Annotated in this window: 14 protein-coding genes; 11 read left to right on the top strand and 3 right to left on the bottom strand. The window is 68.1% G+C overall.

Features of this window, described 5'->3' with window-relative positions:
* Positions 1–76: 76 nt before the first annotated feature.
* The 6 genes from OG588_RS17955 (at position 77) to OG588_RS17980 (ending at position 7,276) form a co-directional block, all read left to right on the top strand.
* Positions 77–1,129, top strand: coding sequence for an ABC transporter substrate-binding protein (locus tag OG588_RS17955; RefSeq protein WP_405948178.1), 1,053 nt, complete (start codon positions 77–79; stop codon positions 1,127–1,129).
* A 110-nt stretch (positions 1,130–1,239) separates the two neighbouring features.
* The gene (locus OG588_RS17960; protein WP_405948179.1) at positions 1,240–2,073 is read left to right on the top strand and encodes a siderophore-interacting protein; all 834 of its coding nucleotides are present in this window, start codon (positions 1,240–1,242) and stop codon (positions 2,071–2,073) included.
* 161 nt (positions 2,074–2,234) lie between these two features.
* Positions 2,235–3,677 (top strand): lysine decarboxylase DesA, encoded by a 1,443-nt coding sequence (desA, locus tag OG588_RS17965; RefSeq protein ID WP_405948180.1) that lies wholly within the window; start codon positions 2,235–2,237, stop codon positions 3,675–3,677.
* A complete protein-coding gene (locus OG588_RS17970; RefSeq protein WP_405948181.1) occupies positions 3,661–4,944 on the top strand; it encodes a lysine N(6)-hydroxylase/L-ornithine N(5)-oxygenase family protein in 1,284 nt (427 codons plus the stop codon). Before desA ends, OG588_RS17970 begins: the two co-directional genes overlap by 17 nt.
* Positions 4,941–5,501: a GNAT family N-acetyltransferase gene (locus OG588_RS17975; protein WP_405948182.1), complete on the top strand. Its 561-nt coding sequence runs from the start codon at positions 4,941–4,943 to the stop codon at positions 5,499–5,501. Before OG588_RS17970 ends, OG588_RS17975 begins: the two co-directional genes overlap by 4 nt.
* Positions 5,498–7,276, top strand: coding sequence for an IucA/IucC family protein (locus tag OG588_RS17980; RefSeq protein WP_405948183.1), 1,779 nt, complete (start codon positions 5,498–5,500; stop codon positions 7,274–7,276). Before OG588_RS17975 ends, OG588_RS17980 begins: the two co-directional genes overlap by 4 nt.
* 83 nt (positions 7,277–7,359) lie before the next feature.
* Here the strand turns inward: OG588_RS17980 and OG588_RS17985 are convergent, their stop codons facing one another.
* The gene (locus OG588_RS17985; protein WP_405953151.1) at positions 7,360–8,949 is read right to left on the bottom strand and encodes a beta-N-acetylhexosaminidase; all 1,590 of its coding nucleotides are present in this window, start codon (positions 8,947–8,949) and stop codon (positions 7,360–7,362) included.
* 95 nt (positions 8,950–9,044) lie between these two features.
* Between OG588_RS17985 and OG588_RS17990 the strand changes: the two genes are divergently transcribed.
* The gene (locus tag OG588_RS17990) at positions 9,045–9,923 is read left to right on the top strand and encodes a DUF4429 domain-containing protein (protein WP_405948184.1); all 879 of its coding nucleotides are present in this window, start codon (positions 9,045–9,047) and stop codon (positions 9,921–9,923) included.
* Between the two features lie 75 nt (positions 9,924–9,998).
* On the opposite strand, the gene OG588_RS17995 is transcribed toward OG588_RS17990, so the two are convergent.
* Complete coding sequence (locus OG588_RS17995) at positions 9,999–11,576, bottom strand: purple acid phosphatase family protein (protein ID WP_405948185.1); 1,578 nt, start codon at positions 11,574–11,576, stop codon at positions 9,999–10,001.
* A 165-nt stretch (positions 11,577–11,741) separates the two neighbouring features.
* On the opposite strand from OG588_RS17995, the gene OG588_RS18000 reads away from it, so the two are divergent.
* Positions 11,742–11,999 (top strand): hypothetical protein, encoded by a 258-nt coding sequence (locus tag OG588_RS18000; protein ID WP_019056583.1) that lies wholly within the window; start codon positions 11,742–11,744, stop codon positions 11,997–11,999.
* Between the two features lie 14 nt (positions 12,000–12,013).
* Positions 12,014–13,831: a glutamine--fructose-6-phosphate transaminase (isomerizing) gene (gene glmS, locus OG588_RS18005; protein ID WP_019056584.1), complete on the top strand. Its 1,818-nt coding sequence runs from the start codon at positions 12,014–12,016 to the stop codon at positions 13,829–13,831.
* A 182-nt stretch (positions 13,832–14,013) separates the two neighbouring features.
* Here glmS and OG588_RS18010 read toward each other — a convergent pair whose 3' ends face one another.
* Positions 14,014–14,541, bottom strand: coding sequence for a universal stress protein (locus OG588_RS18010; RefSeq protein WP_019056585.1), 528 nt, complete (start codon positions 14,539–14,541; stop codon positions 14,014–14,016).
* 356 nt (positions 14,542–14,897) lie between these two features.
* Between OG588_RS18010 and OG588_RS18015 the strand changes: the two genes are divergently transcribed.
* The gene (locus OG588_RS18015) at positions 14,898–15,242 is read left to right on the top strand and encodes a hypothetical protein (protein WP_405948186.1); all 345 of its coding nucleotides are present in this window, start codon (positions 14,898–14,900) and stop codon (positions 15,240–15,242) included.
* Positions 15,243–15,619: 377 nt separating this feature from the next.
* Positions 15,620–16,882 (top strand): helix-turn-helix domain-containing protein, encoded by a 1,263-nt coding sequence (locus OG588_RS18020; RefSeq protein WP_405948187.1) that lies wholly within the window; start codon positions 15,620–15,622, stop codon positions 16,880–16,882.
* Positions 16,883–17,004 lie beyond the last annotated feature (122 nt).

A 17,004-nucleotide genomic window follows, 5' to 3' on the forward strand; every position in this document is an offset into this window, starting at 1 on the left:
GACACTCAGTGAGGTTAGGCTAACCTACCTTCGAATTGTCCGGCGGGCGCTCCGCCCTGTTCGAAAGCAGCCACACATGTCCAACGCCCGTGCCACCCACCTCTCCCGCCGCGGCATCCTCGCCGCGGGCAGCGCCCTCGGCCTCGGTGCCGTGCTCGCGGCCTGCGGCGACGACGACGCGAAAAGCGGTGGCTCGGACAAGGAGACGACGGCCGCGACGAAGTCCGGCCCCTGGTCCTTCAAGGACGACCGCGGCACCACCGCGAAGACCGACAAGATCCCGGCGAACATCGTCTCGTTCATCGGCGTCGCCGCCGCGCTGCACGACTACGGCATCGAGTCCAAGGGCGTCTTCGGGCCGACGAAGCTGAAGGACGGCAAGGCCGACGTGCAGGCCGGCGACCTCGACATCAGCAAGGTCACCGTCATCGGCAACGAGTGGGGCCAGTTCAACATCGAGAAGTACGCGGCCCTCGCCCCCGACGTCCTCATCACCACGATGTTCGACTCGGCCGGCACGCTCTGGTACGTCCCGGAGGAGTCGAAGAAGAAGATCCTCGCCGTGGGCGCGCCGACCGTCGGTATCTCGGTGTACGACGTGCAGCTGCCGACGCCGTTGCAGCGGATGCTGGAGCTTGCCAAGTCCCTTGGTGCGGACACCACTTCCGCTACGATCACCGCGGCCAAGAAGCGGTTCGAGGACGCGGCTGCACGGCTGCGTGCCGCGGCCAAGGCCAAGCCGGACATCAAGGTTCTCGTGGGGTCCGCGAGCCAGGACATCTTCTACGTCTCCGGGTCGAACCTCTCCGTCGACCTGGAGTACTTCAAGGCGCTCGGCGTGAACTTCGTCGAGCCGTCCGCTGCCGCGTTGAAGGCGAGCGGTGGATGGTACGAGAACCTGAGCTGGGAGAACGTCGACAAGTACGGGGCGGACGTCATCATGATGGACAACCGGACGTCGGCGGTTCAGCCCGCGGACATTACCGAGGGCACGTGGAAGAAGCTCCCCGCTGTTAAGGCCGGGCAGGTCATCGCGCGTAATCCTGAGCCGATTCTGTCGTACGACAAGTGCGCGCCGTTGCTTGAGGATCTCGCGAAGGCTATTGAGAACGCGAAGAAGGTCAGTTGATTTAGGAGTGGTTGCGCTTTGTGGGGAGCTGCGGGCCGTGTGTGGCTGGTCGCGCAGTTCCCCGCGCCCCTTTAGGTAGGACACCTCACGCCCCTGCAGAGGAGCCCCCCATGACTACGGCCGTTGCCGCGCCCTTCCGCTTCTTTTCACTCCACGTCGTGCGGACGGAGCGGCTTGGGCCGTCTCTGGTCCGGGTCACCTTCGCGGGGGACGATCTGGCTTACTTCTTCTCCGGCGGGTGTGATCAGTCCCTGTCGCTCTTTCTTCCCCAACCCGGTCAGGTGGAGCCCGCTGTTCCGTACGAGCTCGGGGACGGGTGGTGGCAGGGGTGGCGTGAACTCCCGGACGGCGTACGGGCCGTGATGCGGTCGTACACCCTGCGCGCGTTGCGGCGCTGCCCCGACGAGATCGATATCGACTTCGTGCTGCACGAACCCGCCGGTCCTGCCTCCCGTTGGGCGTCGCGCGCCTCCGCCGGTGATCGGGTAGTGCTGCTCGGGCCGGCTGTCGCGGACAATCGGGCGATTCGGTTCCGGCCGCCGGAGGATGCCGATCTGGTGGTCGTGTGGGGCGATGAGACCGCCGTGCCGGCCGCTTCGGCGATTCTGGAAGGGCTGCCCGCGGGGACCCGTGCGCGGGTGTGGCTGGAAGTCCAACATGCCGGGGATATCCAGGACTTGGCCACCGACGCCGATGCCGAAGTGACCTGGCTGGTGCGTGAGAACCAGGGCGTCGAGGGGTCCCCCATGGCCCTCGGCGCCCTTCGGGATGCCCAACTGCCGCCTGCCGAGCGGCCGTACGTGTGGATCGCGGGCGAGGCCGGTCAAGTGAAGGCGTTGCGGCGGCACTTCGTGGGTGAGCGCGGGTTCGACCGGCGCCGGGTGACCTTTGTCGGGTACTGGCGGCAGGGGCTCAGCGAGGAGCAGTTGCGCGACGCCGGGTGAGGGACAGCTGGGCGTGAGAGGCAGCTGATGCGTGAGTGACGGCTGTCACGGGAGCGGCGGGCTTCATGGACATTAAGTTAGGTTAGGCTTACCTAAGTTGATGTTGCGGAACCCCGCCGCTCACCTGTCCCGCACGGACTTCCCCACCGGAGGACCCCCACATGCGCTCGCACCTGCTCAATGACACGACGGCGGAGCACTACCGCCGCTCCGTGACGGAAGGCGTGGAGCGGGTGGCGGCCAAACTCGCCACCACGGAACGACCGTTCACCGGCGTCTCGGTCGACGCCCTCTCCCCCCTCATCGACCGGATCGACCTCGACCGCCCGCTCCACGACACCGGCGCGGTGCTGGACGAGCTGGACGAGGTCTATCTGCGTGACGCGATCTACTTCCACCACCCCCGCTATCTCGCCCACCTCAACTGCCCGGTCGTCATCCCGGCCGTGCTCGGCGAGGCGGTGCTCTCCGCCGTCAACTCCTCCCTGGACACCTGGGACCAGTCGGCCGGCGGCACCCTCATCGAGCGCAAGCTGATCGACTGGACGAACGAGCGGATCGGCCTCGGGCCGCACGCCGACGGGGTGTTCACCTCCGGCGGCAGCCAGTCCAACCTCCAGGCGCTGCTGCTCGCCCGCGAGGAGTCGAAGACCGACAGCCTGGCCAAACTGCGGATCTTCGCCTCCGAGGTGAGCCACTTCAGCGTGAAGAAGTCGGCGAAACTGCTCGGCCTCGGGCAGGACTCCGTCGTGTCGATACCCGTCGGCGCCGACAAGCGCATGCAGACGGTCGCGCTCGCCCGCGAGTTGGAGCGCTGCAAGAACGCCGGGCTCGTCCCGATGGCCGTCGTCGCCACCGCCGGCACCACCGACTTCGGCTCCATCGACCCGCTGCCCGAAGTCGCCGCCCTGTGCGAGCAGTTCGGGGTGTGGATGCACGTGGACGCGGCCTACGGCTGCGGTCTGCTCGCCTCGCTGAAGCACCGGGGCCGGATCGACGGCATCGAGCGCGCCGACTCGGTCACCGTGGACTACCACAAGTCCTTCTTCCAGCCGGTGAGTTCGTCCGCCCTGCTGGTCCGTGACGCCGACACGCTGCGCCACGCGACCTATCACGCGGAGTACCTCAACCCGCGCCGCGCGGTGCAGGAGCGCATCCCCAACCAGGTCGACAAGTCCCTCCAGACCACCCGCCGTTTCGACGCGCTCAAGCTGTGGATGACGCTGCGCGTGATGGGCGCCGACGGCATCGGTCAACTCTTCGACGAGGTCTGCGACTTGGCCGTGGAGGGGTGGAAGCTGCTCGCCGCCGACCCCCGTTTCGACGTGGTCGTCGAGCCCTCGCTCTCCACCCTCGTCTACCGCTACATCCCGGCCGCCGTCACCGACCCGGCCGAGATCGACCGCGCCAACCTGTACGCCCGCAAGGCCCTGTTCGCCTCCGGTGACGCGGTGGTCGCGGGCACCAAGGTCGCGGGCCGCCACTACCTGAAGTTCACCCTGCTCAACCCCGAGACGACGACCGACGACATCGCCGCCGTCCTCGACCTGATCGCCGGCCACGCCGAGCAGTACCTGGGAGAGTCCCTTGACCGCGCTTCCTGAAGCCTCGAACAAGACCTACGACTTCGTGGGGATCGGGCTCGGGCCCTTCAACCTCGGCCTCGCCTGCCTCACCGAGCCGATCGCCGAACTCGACGGCGTCTTCCTGGACTCGAAGCCCGACTTCGAGTGGCACGCCGGCATGTTCCTCGACGGCGCCCACCTCCAGACCCCGTTCATGTCGGACCTGGTCACCCTCGCCGACCCGACCTCGCCGTACTCCTTCCTCAACTACCTGAAGGAGAAGGGGCGTCTGTACCCCTTCTACATCCGCGAGAACTTCTACCCGCTGCGCGTCGAGTACGACGACTACTGCCGCTGGGCGGCAGGCAAGCTCACCAACGTGCGCTTCAGTACGACGGTCAGCGAAGTGGCGTACGAGGACGATGCCGAGGTCTACGTCGTCCGGACCGAGGGCGGTGACGTGTTCCGCGCCCGGCAGCTGGTCCTGGGCACCGGTACCCCGCCGTATCTCCCGGAGGCCGTAGCGGGTCTGGGCGGGGACTTCATCCACAACTCCCGGTACGTGCAGCACAAAGCGGAGTTGCAGGCCAAGGAGTCGATCACGCTGGTCGGCAGCGGGCAGTCCGCCGCCGAGATCTACTACGACCTGCTCGCCGAGATCGACGTGCACGGCTACGAGTTGAACTGGGTGACGCGCTCGCCGCGCTTCTTCCCACTGGAGTACACGAAGCTCACGCTGGAGATGACCTCCCCGGAGTACATCGACTACTTCCACGCGCTGCCGGAACAGACCCGCTACCGCCTCACGGCCGAGCAGAAGGGCCTCTTCAAGGGCATTGACGGCGACCTCGTCAACGAGATCTTCGACCTGCTCTACCAGAAGAAGGTCGGCGGTCCCGTTCCCACCCGGCTGCTCACCAACTCCTCGTTGGACAGCGCCACTTACCGCGACGGTGTGTACGAACTCGGTCTCCGGCAGGAGGAGCAGGAGAAGGACTACACCCTGCGCTCCCAGGGCCTGATCCTCGCCACCGGCTACAAGTACGCCGAGCCGGAGTTCCTCAAGCCCGTCCACGAGCGGCTGCGCTACGACAGTCGGGGCAACTTCGACATCGCGCGCAACTACTCGATCGACACCACGGGCCGGGGCGTCTTCCTCCAGAATGCCGGCGTCCACGCGCACAGCATCACGTCCCCGGACCTGGGCATGGGCGCGTACCGCAACTCGTACATCATCCGTGAGCTGCTCGGCACCGAGTACTACCCGGTCGAACAGACCATCGCGTTCCAGGAGTTCGCCGTATGACCGCCCTCACCGACGCCTTCACCTTCCGCCCCCTGGACCCGCTCCAGGACGCCGAGTTGCTGCACCGGTGGCTCACGCACCCCAAGGCCGCGTTCTGGATGATGCAGGACGCGAAACTGGAGGATGTCGAGCGCGCGTACATGGAGATCGCGGCCGACGAGCACCAGCACGCGCTGCTCGGGCTCCAGGACGGGGTCCCCGTCTTCCTGATGGAGTACTACGACCCCCGTCACCGCGAACTGGTCGGCCTGTACGAGCCGTTGCCCGGTGACGTCGGCATGCACTTCCTGACACCGGCCACCGAGGCGCCCGTCCACGGCTTCACCCGTGCGGTGATCACCGCCGTGCTGGCCCGCCTCTTCGAGGACCCGGCCGTCGCACGCGTCGTCGTGGAACCGGACGTGTCCAACACCGCCGTACACGCACTGAACGAGGCGGTCGGGTTCGTGCCCGAGCGCGAGATCCAAAAGCCGGAGAAGAAAGCCTTGTTGAGCTTCTGCACACGGGAACGCTTCTTTAATGAGCACAGCTTGATGGCGACGGCGGTGTCCGCATGAGCCTCGCCGACGCCGTCGCCCACCTCTCCCCCGAACGCTGGGAGAAGGCCAACCGCCTCCTCATCCGCAAGGCCCTCGCCGAGTTCGCGCACGAGCGGCTGCTCACCCCCGAACTCGTCGAGAAAGACGGTGACTTGTACGTCGTCCGCAGTGACGACGGCCTGACCCGGTACCGGTTCACCGCCACCCGGTACGCCCTCGACCACTGGCAGGTCGACGCCGACTCGATCACCCGTCACCGCGACGGCGCCGAACTCCCCCTCGCCGCACTGGAGTTCTTCATCGAGCTGAAGCAGGCGCTCGGGCTGACCGAGGAGATCCTGCCGGTCTACCTGGAGGAGATCTCCTCCACCCTCTCCGGCACCTGCTACAAGCTCACCAAGCCGCAGCTCCCGGTCGCCGAGCTGGTCAAAAGCGACTTCCAGGCCATCGAGACGGGGATGACCGAGGGCCACCCCTGCTTCGTCGCCAACAACGGCCGGCTCGGCTTCGGCATCCACGAGTACCTCTCGTACGCCCCCGAGACCGCGAGCCCGGTCCGCCTGGTGTGGCTGGCCGCGCACCGCTCGCGGGCCGCGTTCACGGCGGGCGTGGGCATCGAGTACGAGTCCTTCCTGAGGGAGGAGCTGGGAAGTGTGACGCTGAACCGTTTCCGCGTCACACTTTCCGAGCAGGGTCTCGATCCCGACGACTTCCTCCTCATCCCGGTCCACCCCTGGCAGTGGTGGAACAAGCTCAGCGTCACCTTCGCCGCCGAGATCGCCCGCGGCCATCTCGTGTGCCTCGGCGAGGGCGACGACGAGTACCTCGCCCAGCAGTCCATCCGGACCTTCTTCAACAAGTCCCACCCCGAGAAGCACTACGTGAAGACGGCCCTGTCCGTCATCAACATGGGCTTCATGCGCGGACTGTCGGCCGCCTACATGGAGGCGACCCCGGCGATCAACGACTGGCTCGCCCAACTCATCGACAACGACCCGGTGTTGAAGTCCACCGGCCTGTCGATCATCCGCGAGCAGGCCGCCGTCGGCTACCGCCACCTGGAGTACGAGGCGGCGACCGACCGCTACTCGCCGTACCGCAAGATGCTCGCCGCGCTCTGGCGCGAGAGCCCGGTCTCCTCGCTCCAGGACGGCGAGTCGCTGGCGACCATGGCCTCGCTCGTGCACCTGGACCACGAGGGCGCGTCCTTCGCCGGCGCGCTGATCGAGCGGTCGGGACTGACCCCGGTGGAGTGGCTGCGGCGGTATCTGCAGGCGTACTTCACCCCGCTGCTGCACAGCTTCTACGCCTACGACCTGGTGTTCATGCCGCACGGCGAGAACGTCATCCTCGTCCTGAAGGACGGTGTCGTCGAGCGCGCGATCTACAAGGACATCGCCGAGGAGATCGCCGTCATGGACCCGGACGCGGTGCTGCCGCCGACGGTCGAGCGGCTGCGGGTCGAGGTCCCCGAGGACAAGAAACTCCTGTCGATCTTCACCGACGTCTTCGACTGCTTCTTCCGCTTCCTCGCCGCCGGCCTGGCCGCCGAGGGCGTCCTGGCGGAGGACGACTTCTGGCGTACGGTCGCGGACGTCACCCGCGAGTACCAGGACGCGGCGCCCGAACTCGCCGACAAGTTCCGGCAGTACGACATGTTCGCGCCCGATTTCTCGCTGTCCTGCCTCAACCGTCTCCAACTGCGCAACAACAAGCAGATGGTGGACCTGGCGGACCCGGCCGGCGCACTCCAGCTCGTCGGCACCCTGAAGAACCCGATCGCCGGGTTCTGACCCCACCAGCAGGCGGGCACCCCGGGGTACGGTCCCCCGGGGTGCCCGTCCTTTTGCCCTGAACCACTACACGTTTACATCAACTAGCTCGCGGGCCAAGGGACTTGAGGCGACCGGTAGTAGTCGATCCCCAGCGCGTCCCACCTCGGGGCCTGCGCCGCGAGCCGCACCTTGTACGTGTCCCAGTCGTGCGTCGAGGCCGGCGACCAGCCCAGCTCGGCCACGCCCGGCAGCCTGGGGAAGGCCATGTACTGGATGTTGGCGTCGGTCACGATGGTCTCCGACCACAGCGGCGCCTCGACGCCCCGGATCGCCGAACTCGGCACCCCGGCAAGGTAGTTGCCCGGGTCCCAGTCGTAGGACCGCTTGACCTCGACGAGCCCTGCCCAGTCCTGGCCGAGCGGGGTGTCCTCGGTGTACTTCATGTCGAGGTAGACCCGGTCGGCGGGCGAGAGGATCAGCCCGGTGCCGTTCTTCGCGGCCTCGGCGACCTGCGCCTTCTCGGCGGCGTCGGTGTCGTCGAGACCCCAGTACTGGGCGAGGGCGCCCTTCACGGGATGGGCGCCGGTGATCTGGTGCCAGGCGATCACCGTCTTGCCGTACTTGGTGACGATCGGCTGCACCCGGTCCATGAACTTGACGTAGTCCTCATGGCTGGTGGAGTGCGCCTCGTCGCCGCCGATGTGGAGATAGCGGCCCGGGGTGAGCGCGGCCAGTTCGCGGATCACGTCGTCCACGAAGCCGTAGGTGAGGTCCTTGCCGACGCACAGCGAGCTGAAGCCGACGTCCGTGCCCGTGTAGAGCGGGGGCGCGATGCCGTCGCAGTTCAGGTCGGCGTAGGAGGCGAGAGCCGCGTTCGTGTGGCCGGGCATGTCGATCTCGGGAACCACTTCGAGGAAGCGTGAGGAGGCGTAGCGGACGATCTCCTTGTAGTCGTCCTTCGTGTAGTAGCCGCCGGTGCCGCCGCCGACCTCGGTCGAGCCGCCGTAAGTCGCCAGGCGGGGCCAGGAGTTGATGGCGATGCGCCAGCCCTGGTCGTCACTGAGGTGCAGATGCAGCTCGTTGATCTTGTAGAGCGCCAACTCGTCGATGTAGCGCTTGACTTGGTCGACCGTGAAGAAGTGCCGGGAGACGTCCAGCATCGCACCGCGGTAGGCGTAGCGCGGGGAGTCCTCGATGGTGCCGCCCGCGATCTGCCAGGGGCCGTGCTGCACCGACTTCTTCTCGACGGCGGCGGGCAGGAGTTGGCGCAGGGTCTGCACGCCGTGGAAGAGGCCTGCGGGCCTGCTCGCGGTGATGGTGACCCCCGCGACCCCGCTGACGAGCCGGTAGCCCTCGGCACCGAACGTGCCCTTGGCCAGGCGGAGTTGGATGCCGCCCTTCCCGCGCGAGGTGACCGGCAGCCGGTAACCGGTGGAGGGGCGCAGGATGCCCGCGAGGTACGCGCCGATCCGGCGCGACTCGCGTGTGTCGTCGACGCGGATGCGGGTGCTGCTCGTGATCTTGTACGGGTGCCCCGCGGGGGTGACCTTGGCGGGCGCCGGGACCACCCGGCCCAGCGGGGTGGCGGTGGCGGGCGCGGCGGCAGGTGCGGCGCCGACGACGGACACGCTCGCGGCGGCGACGAGCAGTAGCGAGCCGAGGAGGCGGGTCGTTCTGTGGCGCTGTCTCACAAGGCGTCTCACGAGCGGTCCCTTCCTTTGAACTTCCTTTGAGCCCGGACAGGTACAGACCATTCTGTCGCCTGACCGGTGGAAGAATCCCTCCCATGGCGGAAATCATCCAGAAGGACGGCACCTGGATCTTCGACGGCGACGCCCTGCGGCTGACTCCCGGACGGGACAAGAACGTCGGCCTGTTCCGCAAGACCCTGGGTGAACTCGTCGTCCCCTTGGGCGCGTTGGCGGGCGTCTCGTTCGAGCAGGGCCGTAAGTCGGGTCGGCTGAGACTGCGGCTGCGCGACGGCGCCGACCCGCTGCTGCACGCCACCGGCGGCCGGCTCACCGAGGGCGACGACCCCTACCAACTGCCCGTCGAGTCGGACCGGTACGGCGTCGCCGAGTACTTCGTGGACGAGGTGCGGGGCGCCCTGTTGCTCGACGAGGCCCCGGCCGCCCCGGTGGACGCGTACCTGCTGCCGGGCCCCGCCGTACCGCTCTCGGTGTCCGCCGGGGACGGCACGGCGAGCTTCGACGGCGAGCGCGTCCGGCTGGAGTGGAACTGGAAGACCGAGGACGCCAAGTCCGCCGCCGGCGCCCGCACCCTCGCCGTCACCGACCTCGTCGGCGTGGAGTGGCGTCCGTCGGCCGGGCTGGAGAACGGCTACATCCGCTTCTCGGTGCGCCACGCGCCGACCAAGGCACCGCCCAAGTACGACCCCAACTCCGTGGAGTTGTGGGGCTTCAAGAAGGACCCGCTGATGGCCCTGGTCGCCGCGGCCGTCCAGGCCCGCCTCCCGCACCCGGCCGCCGAGACGGACGTACGACCTGAACAGCCTGCACCCGCACGGCAGTTGACGGCCGCGGCGGAGGACGGCCACGACGCGCTGCTGCGGCGGTTGCGGGAACTCGGGGAGCTGCACCGGGACGGGGTGCTCACGGACGAGGAGTTCGCGATGGCCAAACAGGCGGTCCTCAAACGGATGTGACCATCCGTCAACCGAGGACCGCCTGCGGGATGAGTCGCACCCTGCCTTCCGGGCACAACTCGGTCTACTTCAGGGCTACTTGGCCTTGCGGGCGACCGTGAAGCGGTCGATCTCGGCGCCGGTCTCGGCGATGCCGCGGACCGTCAGGGTGGTCGTACGGCCCTTCGAGGCGGGCTGGACGTCCACGCGCAGGAACGAGTAGTTGAGGTAGCGGACGCGCGACCAGGCGACCGTCTCGTTGACCTTGCCGTCCTTCGTGTTGACGAAGGCGGCGACCGAGTCGAGGTCGGCGACGTGGCCCTCGTAGGAGTCCGGGGCGGAGAACGCGTACAGGCTGCGGCCGGCCGCGCCCGCCGTCACGTAGACGACACCCTCGGTCTCCGGGTAGGCCGTGCCGCCGATCGGCAGCTTCTTGACGACCGCGTCCTTCTTGATGACGTCGGTGCGCTCGTACTGGTGGTTGTGGCCGTTGATGACCAGGTCCACCGTGTACTTCTCGAACAGCGGCACCCACTCGTTGCGCACTCCCCCCTCCGAGGAGTGCGCCGTCGAGGTGCAGTACGCGCAGTGGTGGAAGAAGATCACCACGAAGTCGATGTCGTGCGCGGCGCGGTACTTCTTGAGCTGCGCCTCAAGCCACTTGGTCTGGGTGCCGCCGGAGATGCCGAGGTTGGCCGGGATCTCGAAGGACACGTCGTTGGCGTCCAGCGAGATGATCGCCGTGTTGCCGTAGACGAAGGAGTAGACGCCCGGCAGGTTCTTCTTGTCGGGGCCGTTGTCCGGCAGGTTCCAGCGGGCGTCCTCGCCGCCGTAGCCGTTGGGCGAGTACCAGGCCTCCATGTCGTGGTTGCCGTAGGCGGGCATCCACGGCACGGACTTGGCGACCGACTCGGTCTGCGCGAGGAACTGGTCCCACGTCCGCGAGTCGAAACCGGCGTCGGTGGTCTGGCCGGCGCCCGCCGGGTCGGCGTAGCAGATGTCACCGGCGTGCAGGTGGAAGGCCGGGTTCTGGCCCAGCAGCAGGCTGTTGTTGGCCAGGCCGTGGTAGCCGACGCCCTCGTCGCCGAAGGCGGTGAAGGTGAACGCCTTCTTGTGGTCGGGGGCGGTGGTGAAGGTGCCCAGCGTGCCGAGGAGGTGGGCCTCGGCCGGGTCGAAGCCCGCGTGGCCGACGCCGTAGTAGTAGGTCTTGCCCGGGCGCAGGTGGGTCAGCTTGGCGTGCAGGTAGTACTGGGTGTGGTCGCCGCTCGCGCCGACGCCCGCCGGGGTGTACAGCGTGCGCACCTCGGCCTCGATCTTGCGGGAGAGGTCCCAGGGGTGCGCGCCGATCCGGACGAACGGTTTCTTGACGTTGATCGGGACCTGCCAGGAGACCGTCACCTCCGTGCTCGGGTCGTTGCCGAAGGCGAGGTGCCGGCCGAACGGGGAGACGAGGGCCCCGTCGACGGACTCGCCGGAGGTGGCGGCGTAGGTGGCCGAGGCCTGGCTGGGGACGGCCGCCTGGGCGACCGCGCCCGGCACGAACACGCCACCCGCGATGGCGCCGAGTGTCACGGCACCGCCCCTGACCATCGTGCGCCGCGAGAATCTCGCGCGCAGGTACTCGTGCTGCTCCGCCATGCTCATGCGCTCTGCGAGCTCCGCGGGTACTCCCATACGAGGAATGTCCATGGCGTCTGAAACTCGTCGACATGGGCAACGGTGCGCAAGACACAGGATGGACAGCTTGCGAACAGAGCCCCATAAGACTTTCAACAGGCGGTTGCCCGATATCGGGCAGGATTCTTGCAAACCTCCCTTCGGTACCCCAGGATCAACCGGGTGCACGACGAACTCGTTGATCATCTGACGCGCTCCTCACCCCTCAACCGGGGCGAGGCACTGCGGGTGATCCAGGACGTGCTCGCCTACTTCGACGAGACGACCGAGCAGTACGTCCGTCGCCGCCACCGCGAGCTCCAGGCCCAGGGCCTGGTCAACGCGACGATCTTCGACCGGATCGAGGCGGACCTGAAATACCGGGCCGTGGCCCCGCCGGAGCTCACCCTCCGGCAGCTGCGCCGGATCGTCTACGGCTAGGAATACGTATATATATGTGCGGAATCGTCGGATACATCGGCAAGCGTGACGTCGCTCCGCTGCTGCTGGAGGGCCTGCAGCGGCTGGAGTACCGCGGCTACGACTCCGCGGGCATCGTGGTGACGACCCCCAAGGCGGCCGGCCTGAAGATGGTCAAGGCCAAGGGCCGGGTCCGTGACCTGGAGGCCAAGGTCCCGGCACGCTTCAAGGGCACCACCGGCATCGCCCACACCCGCTGGGCCACCCACGGCGCCCCCTCCGATGTGAACGCCCACCCGCACCTGTCCGCCGACAGCAAGGTCGCCGTCGTCCACAACGGCATCATCGACAACGCGTCGGACCTGAGGAAGAAGCTGGAAGCGGACGGCGTCGAGTTCCTCTCCGAGACCGACACCGAGGTCCTCACCCACCTCATCGCCCGCTCCCAGCAGGAGAAGCTGGAGGACAAGGTCCGCGACGCCCTCCGGGTGATCGAGGGGACGTACGGCATCGCCGTCCTGCACGCCGACTTCCCCGACCGCATCGTGGTGGCTCGAAACGGCTCCCCGGTGGTCCTCGGGATCGGCGAGAAGGAGATGTTCGTAGCCTCGGACATCGCCGCACTGGTGACGCACACGCGCCAGATAGTGACGCTGGACGACGGCGAGATGGCGACCCTCAAGGCCGACGACTTCCGGACATACACGACCGAGGGCACGCGGACCACGTCCGAGCCGACCACCGTCGAGTGGGAGGCCGCCTCCTACGACATGGGCGGCCACGACACCTACATGCACAAGGAGATCTTCGAACAGGCCGACGCCGTGGACCGCGTGCTGCGCGGCCGCATCGACGACCGCTTCTCCACCGTGCACCTCGGCGGCCTGAACCTCGACGCCCGCGAGGCCCGGCAGATCCGCCGCGTGAAGATCCTCGGCTGCGGCACCTCGTACCACGCGGGCATGATCGGCGCCCAGATGATCGAGGAGCTGGCCCGCATCCCCGCGGACGCCGAGCCGGCCTCCGAATTCCGGTACCGCAACGCGGTAGTCGACCCCGACACCCTGTACATCGCGGTCTCGCAGTCGGGCGAGACGTACGACGTGCTGGCTGCGGTCCAGGAGTTGAAGCGCAAGGGCGCCCGCGTCCTCGGCGTGGTGAACGTCGTCGGCTCGGCGATCGCCCGCGAGGCGGACGGCGGCATGTACGTGCACGCGGGCCCCGAGGTCTGTGTCGTCTCGACCAAGTGCTTCACCAACACCACAGTGGCGTTCGCCCTGTTGGCGCTGCACCTGGGCCGCACCCGCGACCTCTCGGTCCGCGACGGCAAGCGCATCATCGAGGGCCTGCGCAAGCTGCCGGCCCAGATCTCCGAGATCCTCGACCAGGAGGAGGAGATCAAGAAGCTGGCGGCCGAGTACGCCGAGGCCCACTCGATGCTCTTCATCGGCCGCGTCCGCGGCTACCCGGTGGCCCGCGAGGCTTCCCTGAAGCTCAAGGAGGTCTCGTACATCCACGCCGAGGCCTACCCCGCCTCGGAGTTGAAGCACGGCCCCCTCGCCCTGATCGAGCCCGCCCTCCCCACGGTGGCGATCGTCCCCAACGACGACCTCCTGGAGAAGAACCGCGCCGCCCTGGAGGAGATCAAGGCCCGCAGCGGCCGCATCCTGGCGGTGGCCCACCAGCACCAGGAGAAGGCCGACCAGACGATCGTCGTCCCGAAGAACGAGGACGAGTTGGACCCGATCCTGATGGGGATTCCGCTCCAACTCCTGGCGTACCACACGGCGTTGGCGCTTGGGCGGGACATCGACAAGCCGCGCAACCTCGCGAAGTCAGTCACGGTCGAGTAGAGGTCTTGGTCTTTTGCCTTTAGGGGCGCGGGGCTGTATCAATTTGCGGCTCCGCCGCGTGGGCGCGACCAGCCCCCACCGGGCCCGCAGAGGCAAGACAACAGACAGGCCCCCCACGTGTGCCCAACACACATGGGGGGCCTCGCAGTTGACGGCAAGTCAGCCAAGGGCGCTAAGCCGACCTACGGGATGACAATCACAGGCCGCTGCGCCCGCTTCGCCAACCGCCCCGCAACAGAGCCAAAGATGCGCCCGACGATCCCATGGGTCGAGCCCACAACGATCGCATCCGCCTCGTACTCCCGCCCCACCTCTTCGAGTTCATGGCAGATGTCCCCACCACGCTCGACAAGAATCCAGGGCACTTCGGCCAAGTACTCGGCGCACGCCAGCTCAAGCCCCAACACCTCGGTGCGGTGATCCGGCACGTCCACGAAGACCGGCGGCTCACACCCCGCCCAGACAGTCGTGGGCAGCCGGTTGGCGACATGGACGATGACGAGGCCCGAGCCGGAGCGATGGGCCATGCCGATCGCGTAGGCGAGGGCACGCTCGCTGGACGTCGAGCCGTCGAAGCCGACGACGACGCCGTGCTTGAAGGCTGGGTCGCAGGAATGACGTGGCTGTTCCGCCGCCAGGGGCTCGGCCGCCGTGGGATCGGCGACGGGCCGCTTGCGGTCCGCGGGTTCGAAAGATTCGTGACCGGCCATGGGTGTCTCGGCTTTTTGATCCTCTTGGGAGGGGACAACAGGATGCGGCGGAGCTGTGTCCGGGAATCATCTTCCCAACCCCATACCCCCAAGGGTACGGCGGCACTCCTCCTTAGCCCATATCCCGCACATGCTCCGGCGGAGTTCCCCGGAGCATGCACGAGGGGGCGCCCGTAACGCAATGGTTGCTGCCCCGTACAGGCGGTTTGCACAGGATTCACTTATCCGCGCCGCCCCATGTCCCTCCATGGACTGCCGTGGACTGCCCTACAGTGACCGACGCATCGAACACGCGTTGAACCCGGCGAGCCACCGCCGCGTCGAACCCGGCGAGCCGCCGCCCCAGGGAGCACGCCATGTCCGGACACCGCACGACCTCCGAGGGACACCCCAGCCCCGACACCGCGACCGACGTGGTCCGCTGGGCGGTCTTCAGCTGCGTCCTCGTCCCCCTGGTCCTCCTTTGGTACGGCACCTCGCTCGCCGGCGCCACCGGTACGGCCCTGGGCCTCGCGGCCGTCACCGCCGCCTGCCGGGTGCTGCTGCGCCGTTCCGAACAGAGCGAGGCCCGGCTGCTGCCCGAGGAGCCGGCACCGCCACTGGCCGAAGAACAGCCCCCGCACCGCGGCCACCGTCACCGGGCCGGGGCGGGGGCGCACAGGGGCGGGCGGCACGCGGGCGGAAGTGCACCGGTCGACTGACCGGTTTCAGCGCACGCGCCCGACGCTTTTCAGCCAACTTCCGGCCACCGTGCATCCGTTGCCCTCACCACCCCCCAACCCCCGTTCCACCTGCACGGAAAGGGTCTGGGAGGCCTTGCGCACCCTACGGGGATTGGCCACTACGACGAGGCGCACTTCCCTGCACGGCCCACGAGTGCAACGCTTCGTGATCGAATGCTTCACGCCAAGTTGCCATGTCGACAATGTGCCGGTTGCCGAACTGGTCACCCCGGCACCACTGGACACAGTAGATTCGATCTTGACGTCTTACGGCGGGGGACTCGTGCAGGACCGAGGGGAAACGTGCAGGAGCGACACAACCGAGGAGCCGCGACCACCGAGGGGGGCTTAGCAGTATGAGCCACGACTCCACTGCCGCGCCGGAAGCCGCGGCCCGGAAACTTTCCGGGCGACGCCGCAAGGAGATCGTCGCGGTGCTGCTGTTCAGCGGCGGCCCCATCTTCGAGAGTTCCATACCGCTGTCGGTGTTCGGAATCGACCGGCAGGACGCCGGAGTTCCGCGCTACCGCCTCCTTGTGTGCGGTGGCGAAGAAGGCCCGCTGCGCACCACCGGAGGGCTGGAACTCACCACACCGCATGGCTTGGAAGCGATCGCACGGGCGGGCACCGTCGTCGTGCCGGCCTGGCGGTCGATCACCTCGCCACCGCCGGAGGAGGCACTCGACGCGATCCGCCGGGCGCACGAAGAAGGGGCCCGCATCGTCGGCCTGTGCACCGGCGCCTTCGTGCTGGCGGCGGCGGGCCTGCTGGACGGCCGTCCCGCGACGACCCACTGGATGTACGCGCCGACGCTGGCCAAGCGCTATCCGTCGGTGCACGTGGATCCGAGGGAACTCTTCGTCGACGACGGGGACGTGCTGACGTCCGCCGGTACGGCGGCCGGAATCGATCTCTGTCTCCACATCGTGCGGACGGACCACGGCAACGAGGCGGCCGGCGCGCTCGCCCGGCGCCTGGTGGTCCCACCGCGCCGAAGCGGCGGCCAGGAGCGCTATCTCGATCGGTCTTTACCAGAGGAGATCGGCGCCGACCCGCTCGCGGAGGTCGTCGCCTGGGCGCTGGAGCACCTCCACGAACAGTTCGACGTGGAGACGCTGGCGGCACGCGCGTACATGAGCAGGCGTACGTTCGACCGCCGCTTCCGCTCGCTCACCGGGAGCGCTCCCCTGCAATGGCTGATCACGCAGCGGGTGCTCCAGGCGCAGCGCCTGCTGGAGACGTCGGACTACTCGGTGGACGAGGTCGCGGGTCGCTGCGGCTTCCGCTCGCCGGTGGCTCTACGCGGCCATTTCCGGCGCCAGTTGGGCTCGTCGCCCGCCGCCTACCGGGCCGCGTACCGCGCCCGCAGGCCCCAGGGCGACAAGCAGGTGGACGGCGACGGCGCTCCCGGCCAGAGCGGTGGTCCTGGCTCCCTGGGTCCGGCCGGGCTGCCGCCCGCGCTGCACCCGGACGGCCCGGTCCCGATGCAGACCCGTCGTACGGCGGCGAGCGCGCTGTCGGCGGCGGCGTCCGCGTCGGCCTCCTCGGCGGAGAACGGCCGTGAGGCGTACGCCACAAGTCGGGCGGCGAGTCTGCCCGGTCAGCGCAGCGCGCCGTAGGGCCGTAGTACCCGCGACGTAGTAGCGGGAAGGCTCCCGGGGGTTTCCGTCAGGAGATCTCCGGGAGTTTTCGCGTGCCCGGAGCACAAGGTCAGCGCACGGTCGGCTCGGCTGAGCGGCGC

It is taken from the genome of Streptomyces prunicolor (assembly GCF_045162825.1).
Taxonomy (GTDB): Bacteria; Actinomycetota; Actinomycetes; order Streptomycetales; family Streptomycetaceae; genus Streptomyces; species Streptomyces prunicolor.

Coding starts and splice junctions, on each gene's coding strand:
- OG588_RS17955 (WP_405948178.1), top strand. CDS start 77: ATGTCCAACGCCCGTGCCACCCACCTCTCCCGCCGCGGCATCCTCGCC.
- OG588_RS17960 (WP_405948179.1), top strand. CDS start 1,240: ATGACTACGGCCGTTGCCGCGCCCTTCCGCTTCTTTTCACTCCACGTC.
- desA (WP_405948180.1), top strand. CDS start 2,235: ATGCGCTCGCACCTGCTCAATGACACGACGGCGGAGCACTACCGCCGC.
- OG588_RS17975 (WP_405948182.1), top strand. CDS start 4,941: ATGACCGCCCTCACCGACGCCTTCACCTTCCGCCCCCTGGACCCGCTC.
- OG588_RS17980 (WP_405948183.1), top strand. CDS start 5,498: ATGAGCCTCGCCGACGCCGTCGCCCACCTCTCCCCCGAACGCTGGGAG.
- OG588_RS17990 (WP_405948184.1), top strand. CDS start 9,045: ATGGCGGAAATCATCCAGAAGGACGGCACCTGGATCTTCGACGGCGAC.
- OG588_RS17995 (WP_405948185.1), bottom strand. CDS start 11,576: ATGGGAGTACCCGCGGAGCTCGCAGAGCGCATGAGCATGGCGGAGCAG.
- glmS (WP_019056584.1), top strand. CDS start 12,014: ATGTGCGGAATCGTCGGATACATCGGCAAGCGTGACGTCGCTCCGCTG.
- OG588_RS18010 (WP_019056585.1), bottom strand. CDS start 14,541: ATGGCCGGTCACGAATCTTTCGAACCCGCGGACCGCAAGCGGCCCGTC.
- OG588_RS18015 (WP_405948186.1), top strand. CDS start 14,898: ATGTCCGGACACCGCACGACCTCCGAGGGACACCCCAGCCCCGACACC.
- OG588_RS18020 (WP_405948187.1), top strand. CDS start 15,620: ATGAGCCACGACTCCACTGCCGCGCCGGAAGCCGCGGCCCGGAAACTT.